We start from the raw sequence: 13,891 nt of genomic DNA, 5'->3' as shown, positions 1-13,891 counted from the left end.
TCGCTCACCAACTCCTCGTTCGCTGCGCGGGCGGCGCGCGTTCCGCCGGCCACTTCGCTCACAGCGCAGGCTGCGCCGCTCATGAGCCACTCCCGATCTTGACGACGTCACCGGCCACGGCGCGCAGGTCCCGGGTGACCGAGCAGCCGGCCGAGTTGGCCGGCACCCACACGACGCGGTCGGGCAGGTCGGCCACCCGCGCGGGCAGCGTGACGGCGCCGCCCTCCGTGGTGATCGTGACCTTACCGCTGTCCAGCGCGCCGATCTCGGCGGCCGTGGTCTCCGACATCAGCGCCTCGACGGCCCGGCCCGTTCCGGCCAGGTAGGGCTCGCCGTCCTGCAGGCGGCCGGAGTCCAGCAGCAGGTGCCAGGTGGCCAGGACGGCCTCGCCCGCGGCCGGCTCGGAGTGGGCGCCGCCGCTGACGCCGGGGGCGCTCACGCGGACGCCGCGCCAGGCGCCGATGGCCGCGAGCTCGCGGCGGGCGGCGGCGGCGTCGGGCAGTCCCAGGTGGACGTCCATGTGGTCGCCGAGGGCGGCGATGGCGCGCAGGTCGCTCATCACGCCCGGCACCTCGATGGCCCGCTCGAAGGAGCGGCCGCGGCCCTCCCAGTCGACGAACGTGCCGCTCTTCTCGGTGACGGCCGCGATGGGCAGCACGACGTCGGCGCGGTCGGTGACGGCGCTGGCGCGCATCTCGAGCGAGACGACGAACGGGGTGTTCTCCAGGGCGGCCAGCGTCGCCTCGGGGTCGGCCAGGTCGTAGGGGTCCACACCGCCGACGACCAGCGCGTCCAGCTCGCCGGTGAGCGCGGCGGCCAGGATGGCGCCGGTGTCGCGCCCGGGGGCGTCGGGCAGGCCGGCGACGTTCCAGGCGCGGGCGATCTCGGCGCGGGCGGCCTCGTCGGAGACCGGGCGGCCGATCGGCAGCAGGTTCGGCATCGCGCCGGCCTCGACGGCGCCGCGCTCACCGGCCCGGCGGGGCACCCAGGCGAGCCGGGCGCCGGAGGTGGCGCTCAGCCGCAGGACGGCGGACAGGGCGCCGCGGGAGGTGGCGAGCCGCTCGCCGACCATGATGACCGTGCCGGGCTGCTTGAGCGCCTCGGCGGCGGCGGAGGCGCCGGAGATCAGCTCGCCCAGGGCCTCGGCCTCGGCGCCGGGCGTCGTGCGCACCAGCGTGCCGCCCATCTTGGCCAGGCCGGGGGTGGCGAACGGGGCCACGGAGAAGACCTTCACGCCGCGCTTGCGCCACGCCTTGCGCAGGCGCAGGAAGACCATCGGCGACTCCTCCTCGGGCTCGAACCCGACGAGCAGGACGGCCGGGGCCTTCTCCAGGTCGGCGTAGGAGACCTCGATGCCCTTGCCCGCCACCGCGTGGGCCAGGAACGCCGACTCCTCCTCCGACAGGGGGCGGGCGCGGAAGTCGACGTCGTTGGTGCCGAGCGCGACGCGCGCGAACTTGGCGTAGGCGTAGGCGTCCTCGACGGTCACCCGGCCGCCGACCAGCACGCCGGCCCTGCCGCGCGCCCGGGACAGGCCCTCGGCGGCGGCGGTCAGGGCCTCAGGCCAGGAGGCGGGGCGCAGGTAGCCCTCGGCGTCGCGGACCAGCGGCGTCTGCAGGCGGTCGGGCTCGGTGGTGTAGGAGAAGGCCCACCGGCCCTTGTCGCAGTTCCACTCCTCGTTGACCTGCGGGTCGTCCACGGCGAGGCGGCGGGTGACCCGGCCGCGGCGGTGGTCGGTGCGCAGCTCGCAGCCGCTCGCGCAGTGCTCGCAAGCGCTCGGGGTCGACACCAGGTCGAACGGCCGGGCGCGGAAGCGGTAGGCGGCGCCGGTGAGCGCGCCCACCGGGCAGATCTGGATGGTGTTGCCGGAGAAGTACGACTCGAACGGCTCGCCGTTGGCGACGCCGACCTGCTCGGCGGCGCCGCGCTCGAAGAAGTCGATCAGCGGGTCGCCGGCGATCTCATCGGAGAAGCGGATGCAGCGGGCGCACTGGACGCAGCGCTCGCGGTCGAGCAGCACCTCGGTGGACAACGGGATGGGCTTCTCGAAGGTGCGCTTGCTCTCGTGGAACCGGGACTCGCCCTGGCCGTTCGACATGGCCTGGTTCTGCAGGGGGCACTCGCCGCCCTTGTCGCAGACCGGGCAGTCGAGCGGGTGGTTCATGAGCAGCAGCTCCATGACCCCGCGCTGGGCCTTCTCGGCGACCGGCGAGGTGAGCTGCGTCTGCACGACCATGCCCTGGGCGACCTCGATGGCGCAGGACGGCTGCGGCTTGGGGAAGCCGCGGCCGTTGCCGGCGTCGGTGATGTCCACCAGGCACTGGCGGCAGTTGGCCGCCGGCTCCAGCAGCGGGTGGTCGCAGAACCGCGGGATCTGGATGCCCAGCAGCTCGGCCGCCCGGATGATCAGCGTGCCCTTCGGGACGGTGACCTGGAAGCCGTCGATGGTGAGGGTCAGCATGTCCACCGGCTGCTCGACCGGCCCTGCCGAGGATGTCTGAACGGTCATGCGGAGGCCCCCCACACGGTGGACGCCGCCCGGTCGAACGGGCATCCGCCGATCTCGAAGTGCTTGAGGTATTCGTCGCGGAAGTGCTTCACCGACGAGTGGATCGGGCTGGTCGCGCCGTCGCCGAGGGCGCAGAACGATCGGCCGAGGATGTTGTCGGCGATGTCGGTGATCGTGCCGAGGTCCTCCTCGTTGCCCTGGCCCTTCTCCAGCCGCCTGAGCACCTGCTTGAGCCAGTAGGTGCCCTCGCGGCAGGGGGTGCACTTGCCGCAGGACTCGTGCGCGTAGAACTCGGTCCAGCGCAGCACGGCGCGGACCACGCAGGTGGTCTCGTCGAAGATCTGCAGCGCGCGGGTGCCGAGCATGGACCCCTTGGCGCCGACCGACTCGAAGTCGAGGGGCACGTCCAGGTGCTCGTCGGTGAAGATCGGCGTGGAGGACCCGCCCGGCGTCCAGAACTTCAGCCGGTGGCCCTCCCGGACGCCGCCCGCCATGTCCAGCAGCTCGCGCAGGGTGATGCCCAGCGGCGCCTCGTACTGGCCGGGGCGGGTGACGTGGCCGCTCAGGGAGAAGATGCCGAAGCCCTTGGACTTCTCGGTGCCCATCGAGGCGAACCAGTCGGCGCCGTTGGCGACGATGCTGGGAACGCTGGCGACCGACTCGACGTTGTTGATGACGGTGGGACACGCGTAAAGACCCGCGACCGCGGGGAAGGGGGGCTTGAGACGGGGTTGGCCTCTGTAACCTTCCAGCGAGTCGAGCAGGGCGGTCTCCTCGCCGCAGATGTAGGCGCCCGCTCCGCTGTGCACGACGAGCTCCAGGTCGTAGCCGGAGCCGAAGATGTCGGTGCCGAGGTAGCCCTTCTCGTACGCCTCGCGCACGGCCGCCTGCACGCGGCGGATGACGTGCAGCACCTCGCCGCGCACGTAGATGAAGGCCTGGTTGGCGCGGATGGCGTAGGCGGTGATGATGACGCCCTCGACCAGCGAGTGGGGGTTGGCCATCATGAGCGGGATGTCCTTGCAGGTGCCCGGCTCGGACTCGTCGGCGTTGACCACCAGGTAGTGCGCCTTGCCGTCGCCCTGCGGGATGAAGCCCCACTTCATGCCGGTCGGGAAGCCGGCGCCGCCCCGGCCGCGCAGGCCGGAGTCCTTGACCGCCTTGATGATGGCGTCGGGCTCCATGCCCAGCGCCTTCTTGGCCGCGGAGTACTCGCCGTAGCCCTGGAGGGTGAAGGAGTCCGCCCGATCCCAGTTCGCGGTGAGGACCGGAGTCAGAGTGGTCATTCCGAGGCCCCCTTCGGTGCCGTCCAGCCGTTCGCCTTGGCGATCTTCAGGCCCTCGAGCGAGGGGCCGGCGGCCGAGGGGCCGTCGCCAGCCTGGCCGTCGGGCAGGCCCGCGAGCACGCGCGAGGCGTCCTTGAACGAGCACAGGCGGCCCGGGCCGCGGGTCGGCGTGACCTCCTTGCCGGCGCGCAGGTCGTCGACCAGCCGCTTGGCGGTCTCGGGGGTCTGGTTGTCGAAGAACTCCCAGTTGACCATCATGACCGGCGCGAAGTCGCAGGCCGCGTTGCACTCGATGCGCTCGAGGGAGACCTTGCCGTCGGCGGTGGTGTCGCCGTTGCCGACGCCGACGTGCTCGCTGAGCTCGTCCCAGATCTGGTCGCCGCCCATGATCGCGCACAGCGCGTTGATGCAGACGCCCACGTGGTACTCGCCGGCGGGCTTGCGCTTGTACATCGTGTAGAAGGTCGAGACGCCCACGACCTCGGCCTTGCTCAGGCCGAGCATCTCGGCGCAGAACTCCTGGCCGGCGTCGGAGACGTAGCCGTCCTCCGCCTGCACCAGGTGCAGCAGCGGCAGCAGCGCCGAGCGGGTCTTCGGGTAGCGTCCGATGATCTCTTTCGCGTCGCGTTCGAGACGCTCGCGGACTTCCGGCGAATAGGTCGTCACCGGTCCACACCTCCCATGACCGGGTCGATCGAGGCGACCGCGGCGATGACGTCGGCGACCATGCCGCCCTCGCAGGTCGCGGGCACGGCCTGCAGGTTCGTGAACGAAGGGTCGCGGAAGTGTACGCGATAGGGGCGAGTGCCCCCGTCGCTCACGACGTGGGCGCCGAGCTCGCCGCGGGGCGACTCCACCGGCACGTACGCCTGTCCCGCCGGGACCCGGAAGCCCTCGGTCACCAGCTTGAAGTGGTGGATGAGCGCCTCCATGGAGCTGCTCATGATGTGGGCGATGTGGTCGGGCGAGTTGCCGAGGCCGTCGGGGCCGAGCGCGAGCTGCGACGGCCAGCCGATCTTCTTGTCCTCGATCATGACGGGCTTGCCCTTGAGCTCCGAGCCGGACAGCCGGTCGAGGCACTGACCGATGATCTTGAGGGACTCCTCCATCTCGGCCACGCGCACCAGGTAGCGGCCGTAGACGTCGCAGGTGGTCTCGGTGGGGACCTCGAAGTCGTAGGTCTCGTAGCCGCAGTAGGGCTGCGACTTGCGAAGGTCCCACGGCAGGCCCGCCGCCCGGAGCATGGGCCCGGTGATGCCCAGGGCCATGCAGCCGGTGAGGTCGAGGTAGGCGACGTCCTTGGTGCGCCGGGTGTAGGCCGGGTTGGCGTCCAGCAGCTTGCGCATCTCCTTGATGCGGCCCGGCATGACCTTGAGGAACTCGCCGATCTTGTCGACGGCGCCGGCGGGCAGGTCGACCGAGACGCCGCCCGGCCGCACGTAGGCCATGTTCATGCGCAGGCCGGTGATGTACTCGAACAGGTCGAGCACCATCTCGCGCTCACGGAAGCCGAACAGCATCGGCGTGGTCGCGCCGAGCTCCAGGCCGAAGGTCGCGATGGCCACCAGGTGGGAGGAGATGCGGTTGAGCTCCATCATCATGACCCGGATGGTCTGCGCGCGCAGCGGCACCCGCTCGGAGATGCCGAGGAGCTTCTCGACCGCCAGGCAGTACGCCGTCTCGTTGAAGATCGGCGAGAGGTAGTCCATGCGGGTGACGAACGTGACCCCCTGGGTCCACGTCCGGAACTCCATGTTCTTCTCGATGCCGGTGTGCAGGTAGCCGATCACCGTGCGGGCCTCGGTGACGGTCTCGCCGTCGAGGGTCAGCACCAGGCGCAGCACGCCGTGGGTCGAGGGGTGCTGCGGGCCCATGTTGATGACCAGGCGCTCTTCGGACGACTCGGCGACCGCGTCGACGACCTGGTCCCAGTCCTGCCCGTTGACGTTGTAGACCCGGCCCTCGGCGACGTCCTGCTCGTCCCGGGCGGTCTCACCGTCGTGGATGGCGGTCATGCGTACGACCTCCTGTTGTCCGGCGAGGGGATGGTGGCGCCGCGGTACTGGACCGGGATGCCGCCGAGCGGGTAGTCCTTGCGCTGCGGGTGGCCGTCCCAGTCGTCGGGCATCTCAATGCGGGTGAGGGCCGGGTGGCCGTCGAAGACGATGCCGAAGAAGTCGTAGGTCTCGCGTTCGTGCCAGTCGTGCGTCGGGTACAGCGACACCGTGGACGGAATATGCGGATCTGCGTCGGGGCAAGAGGCTTCGACCCGAATGCGCCGGTTGTGGGTGATCGAGCACAGGTGATACACCGCGTGCAGTTCGGCGCCGGTCTCGTCGGGATAGTGCACGCCCGAGACGCCGAGGGAGAGCTCGAAGCGCAGCGCCAGATCGTCGCGCAGGTGGCGCATGACCTCCACCAGTCGCTCGCGCGCGACGTGGACCGTCAGCTCGCCGCGGTCGACGACCACGCGCTCGACCATGCCCTCGAAGGCGTCCCCCGCCGCGCTCTCGAGCGCGTCGGCCACGTCGTCGAAGTAGCCGCCGTAGGGCCGGGCGCTCGACAGCTGCGGGGCCCGTCGCACGACCAGGCGGCCGTATCCGGAGGTGTCACCGGAGTCGGAGGCGCCGAACATGCCCCGGCGGGCGATCGGCTCCTCGGGCACTCCGGGAAGGTTGTCAGTGCTCATTTCGAGGTCCCCTGATCGATGAGCGGAAGCGACCGCAGAGCCCGCAGTTCCAGCTCGTCGATCTGCTTGGCGCGGTGGGCGCCGAACTTCATGTTCTGGATCTTGTCGTGCAGCTTGACGATCGCGTCGATGAGCATCTCGGGGCGCGGCGGGCAGCCGGGCAGGTAGATGTCCACCGGCACGACGTGGTCGACGCCCTGCACGATCGCGTAGTTGTTGAACATGCCGCCGCTGGACGCGCACACGCCCATGGCGATGACCCACTTGGGCTCGGCCATCTGGTCGTAGATCTGGCGCAGCACCGGCGCCATCTTCTGCGACAGGCGCCCGGCCACGATCATCAGGTCGGCCTGGCGGGGGGACGCCGAGGCGCGCTCCATGCCGAACCGGGCGAGGTCGTGGTTGGGGCCGCCGGTGGCCATCAGCTCGATGGCGCAGCAGGCCAGGCCGAACGTGGCCGGCCACACGGAGTTCTTCCGCGCCCACCCGGCCGCCTGCTCCACGGTGGACAGGATGAACCCGCTGGGCAGTTTCTCTTCGAGACCCATCTCAGTGCTTCCTCTCGCGCGCCTCCGGCACGCTGCCTCTCAGTCCCAGTCCAGGCCGCGGCGACGCCACACGTAGGCGTAGGCGACCAGCACGGTGACGATGAACAGCACCATCTCGACCAGCCCGAAGACCCCGAGCTTGTCGAAAGCGACCGCCCACGGATAAAGGAAGATGATCTCGATGTCGAACACGATGAAGAGCATCGCCGTGATCATGTACTTCAGGGGGAACCGGCCGCCGCCCACGGGCTGCGGGGTCGGCTCGATGCCGCATTCGTAGGCGTCGAGCTTGGCGCGGTTCCAGCGCTTGGGGCCGGTGAAGGGCGCGATTCCCACGGAGAAGACGGCGAAGCCCGCCGCGAGAACCGCGAGCACCAGGATCGGCACGTACAGTTCCATCGCTTATGCGTCCCCTCTGAGCGCTGTGGCTTTCTTCGATCGGTTGACGAGTCTAGGCAGGGCGATCATCGATCTTCGTTCCGGGTGCTGGGTCATGCCGGCGGCGTGACCTTGGACAGGGCGTTGATGACCCGGTCTGTCGCATCGCCCCGCCGGTCCGTGAGATTAGCAAGGAGCTTGAGAGCGATTCGCATCAGAGTGGGATGTGGCAGACCGTGCCGCGTGAGGAACCCCATGACGCCCGGCTTGCCGATGGCCTCGACGAACAGCCGTCCCAAGGTGAAGTAGCCGCCGTAGACGTCCTTGAGGGTCTCGGGGTAGGCGCGCAGCGCCCGCTCCCGCTGCGCGGGGGTCAGGCCCGACAGGGCCGTGGCGATCGTGTCGGCGGCGATGCGCCCGGTCTCCATGGCGTAGGCGATGCCCTCGCCGTTGAACGGGTTGATCATGCCGCCGGCATCGCCGACCAGGACCAATCCCCGGGTGTAGTGCGGCTGGCGGTTGAAGGCCATCGGCAGAGCGGCGCCGCGGATCGGCCCCGTCATGGTCTCCTCGGAGAACCCCCACTCGGAGGGCATGTTCTTCACCCAGCGGCGCAGCAGGTCGCGGTAGTCCAGGTGCTGGAACGCCTCGCTGGTGTTGAGCAGGCCGAGCCCGACGTTGCTGGTGCCGTCGCCGACGCCGAACACCCAGCCGTAGCCGGGCAGCAGCCGCGCCTGGCCGTCGTCGCCGGTGTCCCACAGCTCCAGCCACGACTCCAGCCAGTCGTCGTCGTGGCGCGGGCTGGTGAAGTAGGTGCGCACGGCGACGCCCATGGGACGGTCGTCGCGCCGGTGCAGGCCCATCGCCAGGGACATCCGCGTGGAGTTGCCGTCGGCCGCGACGACCAGGCGCGAGCGGTAGGTGACCTGCTCGCCGTCCTTCTTGGCGGTGACGCCGACGACGTGGCCGCTGCGCTCGTCCAGGACGGGCCCGGTGACGTTGACGCCCTGCAGAACGGTGGCGCCGCCGCGCTCGGCGTGCCCGGCGAGGATCTCGTCGAAGTCCATGCGGGTGCGCACGAGGCCGAAGCCGGGATAGCTCGACAGCTCGGGCCACGGCAGTTCGAGGCGCAGGCCGCCGCCGATGACGCGCAGCCCCTTGTTGCGGATCCACCCCGGGGCGTCGATGTCGACGCCCATGTCGATCAGCTCTTTGACGGCGCGTGGGGTGAGGCCGTCCCCGCAGACCTTCTCGCGCGGGAAGCGCGTCTTCTCGAGCAGCAGCACGTTCAAGCCGGCCTGTGCGAGATAGAAGGCCGTGGTCGAACCCGCGGGCCCGGCGCCGACGACGATGACGTCGGCATCCGCCGCGGGGACTGACTCGCTCACGGGACCTGTCCTGTCGTGGATGTCGAGGGCCTTGGGATCGGGGCCTTCGTTCCTTTGTGAACTACTTCACAAACTTGTCGGCGGAAGTCTAACCCTTTTTCCCTGCCCGCTGTCAGATGGAGCTTACCTACTCATCCGCGGTCGGCTTAACCGCCCTGTGCAAGGCCACCACGCCCAGGGACAGATTGCGCCACTGGACGCCCCGCCACCCGGCCTCGGCCACCAGCCGGGCCAGGGCCGGCTGGTCGGGCCAGGCGCGGATCGACTCGGCGAGGTACTCGTAGGAGTCGGGGTTGGAGCTCACCACCCGCGCGACCGGCGGCAACAGTTTCATCAGGTACTGCGTGTAGACCAGCTCGAACGGCTTGACCGTCGGCCGGGAGAACTCGCACACCACCAGCCGCCCGCCCGGGCGGGTCACCCGCAGCATCTCGCGCAGCGCATCGACGGTGTCGTTGACGTTGCGCAGGCCGAAGGAGATCGTCACCGCGTCGAAGACGCCGTCGGCGAATGGAAGTTTCAGCGCATCGCCCCCGATGAACGTCACGCCGCGCACCCCGCCGCCGGCCAGGCCGGAGCCGCCGTGCCGGGCCGCGCCCGTGCGCAGCATGCCGAGGGAGAAGTCGCACGCGATGGCCCGCGCGCCGAGGCCGGTGAAGGTGTCGGTCGAGGTGCCGGTGCCCGCGGCCAGGTCGAGGACGAGCTCGCCGGGGCCGGCGTCCACCGCGGCGGCGGTCGCCTTGCGCCAGAGCCGGTCCTGCCCGAGGGACAGCACGTCGTTGACCAGGTCGTAGCGCCGGGCCGTGCGGTCGAACATCGCCGCGACCTCGTGCGGCCGTTTGTCCAGAGAGGCACGCGTCATGGCGACAAGCTTAGTGGGCATGCACGCATCCACCCGAAGTAGTCACCCGGTCACGCTGCGTCTGCTAGGACTTGGTGGATGTCCGCCCGAATGTCGACCCGGAGGTCGACCGCAATCGCCGCCCCGCTGCTCGCCGGGGCCCTCGTCCTCATCTCCCCTGGCTCCCCCGCCTCCGCCGGCGGGGTGGCCCAGCCGCGCGTGGTGTCGGCCGACCCGGTGAACTCCACCCCGCACGTGCTCGACGGCATCGTCAACGCCTTCGCCCTCGTCGGCGGCACCGTGGTCGTCGGCGGCTCGTTCAGTCAGGTGCGCGACGCCGGCGCCGCCGGCCGGCTGCCGAGGAGCAACCTGTTCGCCTTCGACCTCGCCACCGGGCGGGTCGAGCGCGGCTTCGCCCCGCGCGTGGACGGCCCGGTGACCGCGCTGGCCGCCGGCCCCGACGGCACGGTGTACGCCGGCGGCTCGTTCGTCTCGGCGGGCGGCGCCCCCGCGCGCGGCCTGGCCCGGCTCAGGGTCGCGGACGGCGCGCCCGTGCCAGGCTTCTCGGCCCCGGTCAACGGCGGCGAGGTCACCAGCCTCGTCCTCCACGACGGCCGGCTGTACGTGGGGGGCGACTTCACCGGCATCGGGCGCACCCTGCGCACGGCCCTGGCCAGGGTGGACCCCGCCACCGGCGCGGTGGACCCGTCCTTCACCGTCACCCCCGGCGGCGGGCTCGGCGGCGAGGTGAAGGTCTCCGCGATGGCCGCCGCCCGCGACCGGCTGGCGGTGGACGGCTCGTTCACGACCCTGGACGGGCGGCGCCGCCCGCAGGTGGGCCTCATCGACATCGCCGCCGCGCGGCCGTCGGTAACCGACTGGCACACCGAGTCCTACTCGGCCGCGTGTAAAGAGGTGTTCCCTTCTTACGTGCGGGGGCTGGATTTCTCACCTGACGGGCACTATTTCGTCGTCGTGACGACAGGAGGCGCCAAGGGCTCGCGCAAGCTGTGCGATTCCGCGGCGCGCTTCGAGACCTATTCTCGCGGCGACGGCGTCCGGCCCACATGGGTCAACCACACCGGCGGCGACTCTCTGTACTCGGTGGCCGTCACGGGGGCCGCGGTCTACGTCGGCGGCCATCAGCGCTGGCTGAACAACCCGCGCGGCTCCGACTCGGCGGGGCCGGGCGCGGTGGCGCGGCCCGGCATCGGGGCGATCGACCCCGCCACCGGCAAGGCGCTCGCCTGGAACCCCACCCGCGAGCGGGGCATCGGCGTCAAGGCCTTCCTCGCGCACACGGGCGGCCTTCTGGTCGGAAGCGACACCACGCACCTCGGACACGAGTACCATGCCCGAGTCGGCATGTTTCCGCTCCCTTAGCCCCTGCGGCCCTTGCTGATCTGCTCACTCACCGCGTCCCGCTGCTTGGACAGCAGCACGTAGCTGGCCACGCCGCTGATCACGAAGCTGATCACGATGAGCCACAGGACGTTGTGGAGGCCGATCAGGTAGAGCACACCCAGGGTGACGGCGAACAGACCCAGCCGTGACGCGGTGTAAACGAGAAACGGTCGCACGACGTCGAGGTTACGTCACGTGCCGGTGGGGGCCGTCAACGGCCGCCCTGGACGGGGGAGCCGATTTCGGGCACGGAGCTTTACAGTGCTCACTTCGCATCGGGAGCGAGCACTGCTAGTGTTCCCATCACGGCGCTTATGTAAAGAAACACCCACGAGCGCCCCAAAGAGGCTCTATCATATAACAAACGGGCAGTCAGCTGATAACAACCCGTGATCATTGGAAGTAAATCGCGGATATATCAGTTTTCGCTCGGCAAACTGGATACCTGTCCGCCCGCTTCAGGACGCGGGATGCGAGGGGGAGAGATTGTGGAGAGTAGCAGCGAGCGCCTGCTGACCCCCGGAGAGGTTGCCGCCCTCTTCCGGGTCGATCCAAAAACGGTGACACGCTGGGCGGCAGCAGGCCGTATCAGCAGTATCCGAACCCCCGGAGGGCACCGGCGTTTCCGCGAGTCGGAGGTGCACGCTCTCCTGCGTGGCGAGGAAGTCCTCACGGCCGAACGGCCGAGCGGCGACTCACCGCGTGTTTGACGTGGCGGCGAGAGACCGCCGGGCCCGGCGCGCGTCGCGGGGCACGGTGAACTCGAGCCTCACCATGCACCATCGGTGATCCTGCGTGCCCCCCCGGAAGCCGCAGGGTCACTGTTCTTTTTGGGTCGTGCCTTTACTGTAATTTCGGGCCCGATCTTCCAGGCGTTCTCCGCACGGACCCCGTTCCCACAGGGACGGCGTTCTCCGCGCGGTACGGCGTTCCCACCCGGACTCGCGCCCACACGCCGGCGCGGCCCCGCGCCTTGCCATTCAGGCGCGCGGCCCGCGCTCAACGATCGGAGCCCGCCTGCGACTCCTTGAAGGCCAGGAACTCGCGCTCAAGGTCGTCGTTCTCCTCCCGCCAGCGCCTGCGCCGGTCGGCCTCCTGCTCCTCGGTGATCGACTCCGGCAGCCACCGCGCGTACTCGGGGTCGCCCGGATCGAGCTCGACATAGGCATTGCCGATCAGCCGGCCGTCGTCGCTGGTCAGGCTGCGCGGTATCCGCAACGTTCCGTCGGCGAGCCGGATGACGTACATGGCGGACCACCTAGATTCCGTAGCGCCGGTTGAAGAAGAGCATGACATTGAGCGCGGCGCGCGTGTCTCCGTTGAGCATGTCCACCAGCGCCGGCCGCTGCCGGGAGGCGATGGCGGCGAAGGCGTCGGCGAAGAATTCCTTACGGCCGAGGCCGCCCGGCTGCTTGTGGAACGCCGAGGCGAACATCGGCGCGCACTCGTCGTACAGGGCGGCGAACTCCGCCGAGTCCGACACCCACTCGCCCGGCGCGGAGTCGATGTCGTCCAGGGCGTGGCCGGTCTCGTGCATCATCACGTCGGGCGTCGGCGACGGCCGGTCGCCGACCACGATCTTGCGGTCGCCGTAGGCGCCCGCGCAGACGTCCCAGGTAGCCTTCCCCGACGGCAGCGGCGCGCCCCGCAGATAGCCCATGTCGTCCAGATCGGGGACCCCGCCGGGCCCGACGTAAATGCCGTCGAGTCCGACCGCCAGAAGGGCTTTCAGCCGCTCGGGGAGCCGGGCCAGGCTGTCGACCGCCCGGACGACGTCGGCCGAGGGCGGCCCCTCGGCGGCGTCCCACTGGCGGTACAGAATCTGCTCCAGCGGCCCGCAGTGCTTGAGCCCGTCACCCCGGTCGGGCGTGTCAGGGGAGTTCGGCTGCGCCAGCGGCGGCTCGTCGTCGAGCTCGAAGTCGCGCCAGATGTACTGCGGCCGGTCGACGACCGGGGCGGTGACGGCCCCCGCGGCGTCGACGGGCGGGCGGTCCCCCGCCCAGAAGGAGTCACCCCTGCTCTCGCGGCGCCCGGCCCTGCGCCCGCCGGCGGAGTCGCCGCGCCCCTCGCGGAAGGACTCGGCCCGCCCGCCCTCGCGGCGGTCGGAGCGTCCCTCGCGCGCGGAGTCGGCGCGGTCGGCGTCGGCGGACTCGGCGGCCCCCTCACGGGGAGCCTCACCGCGGAAGGCGTAGGACCCCCGCTGCCGCCAGCGCGGGCCTCGGCGATGGCGTCCCTTGTCGCCCGGCAACGCCGTCAAAGCCGCGCCCAGGGCGCCCGGGCCAACGCGAGCATCGGCACACCTCTCCCATCCCGCGAAGCGTGGTCACGGTCCACCGTACGTCGGGGCCGGGCGGGAGTCACCAGTAATGTCCGATGGCGATCGATCGATGGCCGCGTGAACCCGAGCTGGACACGATCTCCCGTGGGATGGCATACCCTGCGGACATGCCTAGCGTGCTTCTTGGCCTGGCGCTGTTAGCCTTCTGGCTCTACTGCCTCTTCGACGTGATCACCACGCCGGAGGGCGACGTGCGGAACCTGCCCAAGCTCCTGTGGGTTCTCATCGTCGTCCTGCTGGTCGACCTGGGCGGTGTGTTGTGGCTGCTCCTCGGCCGACCACTGAGCCAGCAGGCCGTCCAGCGGCAGCGCACCGGCCGTCCCGGCCCTCGCCCCTCCGCGCCCCGTGGCCCCGACGACGACCCCGACTTCCTCCGCGACCTCGACCGTCGCCTCCGCCGAGACGACGACTGAAACCCGCCCCGCGGGCCCTTCGAGAGACGACCGCAGAGCTCCCGTGCCGGCGGTTTCCGGCACGGGAGAGCGCCCCCTAGGGGGGCCGCGAGGCGGTC

At 70.6% G+C, this 13,891-nt stretch carries 15 protein-coding genes; 3 read left to right on the top strand and 12 right to left on the bottom strand.

The window, feature by feature from the left end:
* Window positions 1–79: 79 nt before the first annotated feature.
* The 9 genes from ABZU32_RS17430 to ABZU32_RS17390 all read right to left on the bottom strand — a co-directional run bounded on the left by ABZU32_RS17430 (window position 80) and on the right by ABZU32_RS17390 (window position 9,659).
* Window positions 80–2,509 carry an NADH-quinone oxidoreductase subunit G gene (locus tag ABZU32_RS17430; protein ID WP_354923215.1) on the bottom strand — a complete coding sequence of 810 codons (2,430 nt, stop codon included), beginning with the start codon at window positions 2,507–2,509 and terminating at the stop codon, window positions 80–82.
* Window positions 2,506–3,795 (bottom strand): NADH-quinone oxidoreductase subunit NuoF, encoded by a 1,290-nt coding sequence (nuoF, locus tag ABZU32_RS17425; protein WP_354837838.1) that lies wholly within the window; start codon window positions 3,793–3,795, stop codon window positions 2,506–2,508. Before nuoF ends, ABZU32_RS17430 begins: the two co-directional genes overlap by 4 nt.
* Window positions 3,792–4,460, bottom strand: coding sequence for an NADH-quinone oxidoreductase subunit NuoE (gene nuoE, locus ABZU32_RS17420; protein WP_354837836.1), 669 nt, complete (start codon window positions 4,458–4,460; stop codon window positions 3,792–3,794). The genes nuoF and nuoE overlap by 4 nt, the downstream gene beginning before the upstream one ends.
* Window positions 4,457–5,809, bottom strand: a complete 1,353-nt coding sequence (locus tag ABZU32_RS17415) for an NADH-quinone oxidoreductase subunit D (protein ID WP_354923212.1) — start codon at window positions 5,807–5,809, stop codon at window positions 4,457–4,459. The genes nuoE and ABZU32_RS17415 overlap by 4 nt, the downstream gene beginning before the upstream one ends.
* Window positions 5,806–6,483: an NADH-quinone oxidoreductase subunit C gene (locus tag ABZU32_RS17410; RefSeq protein ID WP_354923209.1), complete on the bottom strand. Its 678-nt coding sequence runs from the start codon at window positions 6,481–6,483 to the stop codon at window positions 5,806–5,808. Before ABZU32_RS17410 ends, ABZU32_RS17415 begins: the two co-directional genes overlap by 4 nt.
* The gene (locus ABZU32_RS17405; RefSeq protein WP_354837830.1) at window positions 6,480–7,031 is read right to left on the bottom strand and encodes an NADH-quinone oxidoreductase subunit B family protein; all 552 of its coding nucleotides are present in this window, start codon (window positions 7,029–7,031) and stop codon (window positions 6,480–6,482) included. Before ABZU32_RS17405 ends, ABZU32_RS17410 begins: the two co-directional genes overlap by 4 nt.
* 39 nt (window positions 7,032–7,070) lie before the next feature.
* Window positions 7,071–7,430 carry an NADH-quinone oxidoreductase subunit A gene (locus ABZU32_RS17400; protein WP_036325316.1) on the bottom strand — a complete coding sequence of 120 codons (360 nt, stop codon included), beginning with the start codon at window positions 7,428–7,430 and terminating at the stop codon, window positions 7,071–7,073.
* A 92-nt stretch (window positions 7,431–7,522) separates the two neighbouring features.
* On the bottom strand, window positions 7,523–8,797 hold the full coding sequence (locus tag ABZU32_RS17395; protein ID WP_354837828.1) for a geranylgeranyl reductase family protein: 1,275 nt from the start codon (window positions 8,795–8,797) through the stop codon (window positions 7,523–7,525).
* A gap of 127 nt (window positions 8,798–8,924) precedes the next feature.
* Window positions 8,925–9,659, bottom strand: coding sequence for a demethylmenaquinone methyltransferase (locus ABZU32_RS17390; RefSeq protein WP_354837826.1), 735 nt, complete (start codon window positions 9,657–9,659; stop codon window positions 8,925–8,927).
* A 78-nt stretch (window positions 9,660–9,737) separates the two neighbouring features.
* Here ABZU32_RS17390 and ABZU32_RS17385 point away from each other — a divergent pair, with 78 nt between their 5' ends.
* Window positions 9,738–11,021: a delta-60 repeat domain-containing protein gene (locus ABZU32_RS17385; protein ID WP_354837824.1), complete on the top strand. Its 1,284-nt coding sequence runs from the start codon at window positions 9,738–9,740 to the stop codon at window positions 11,019–11,021.
* Here ABZU32_RS17385 and ABZU32_RS17380 read toward each other — a convergent pair.
* Complete coding sequence (locus tag ABZU32_RS17380; protein WP_354837822.1) at window positions 11,018–11,218, bottom strand: DUF4229 domain-containing protein; 201 nt, start codon at window positions 11,216–11,218, stop codon at window positions 11,018–11,020. The genes ABZU32_RS17385 and ABZU32_RS17380 overlap by 4 nt on opposite strands.
* Before the next feature lie 294 nt (window positions 11,219–11,512).
* Here ABZU32_RS17380 and ABZU32_RS17375 point away from each other — a divergent pair, with 294 nt between their 5' ends.
* Entirely contained in the window at window positions 11,513–11,752 is a 240-nt protein-coding gene (locus tag ABZU32_RS17375; protein WP_189165217.1) for a BldC family transcriptional regulator, read from the top strand.
* 289 nt (window positions 11,753–12,041) lie between these two features.
* Here ABZU32_RS17375 and ABZU32_RS17370 read toward each other — a convergent pair whose 3' ends face one another.
* Both ABZU32_RS17370 and ABZU32_RS17365 read right to left on the bottom strand, forming a co-directional pair.
* On the bottom strand, window positions 12,042–12,290 hold the full coding sequence (locus ABZU32_RS17370; protein ID WP_354837820.1) for a hypothetical protein: 249 nt from the start codon (window positions 12,288–12,290) through the stop codon (window positions 12,042–12,044).
* A 10-nt stretch (window positions 12,291–12,300) separates the two neighbouring features.
* On the bottom strand, window positions 12,301–13,299 hold the full coding sequence (locus ABZU32_RS17365; RefSeq protein WP_354923206.1) for a hypothetical protein: 999 nt from the start codon (window positions 13,297–13,299) through the stop codon (window positions 12,301–12,303).
* Window positions 13,300–13,487: 188 nt separating this feature from the next.
* On the opposite strand from ABZU32_RS17365, the gene ABZU32_RS17360 reads away from it, so the two are divergent.
* Window positions 13,488–13,793 carry a PLDc N-terminal domain-containing protein gene (locus tag ABZU32_RS17360; protein ID WP_354837816.1) on the top strand — a complete coding sequence of 102 codons (306 nt, stop codon included), beginning with the start codon at window positions 13,488–13,490 and terminating at the stop codon, window positions 13,791–13,793.
* The last annotated feature ends 98 nt before the right edge of the window (window positions 13,794–13,891 follow it).

This window comes from Sphaerisporangium sp. NPDC005288 (genome assembly GCF_040607475.1).
Classification (GTDB): domain Bacteria; phylum Actinomycetota; class Actinomycetes; order Streptosporangiales; family Streptosporangiaceae; genus Sphaerisporangium; species Sphaerisporangium rhizosphaerae.
Note: the sequence above shows the minus strand (reverse complement) of the source record. Positions and strands in the feature narration are given on the sequence as shown.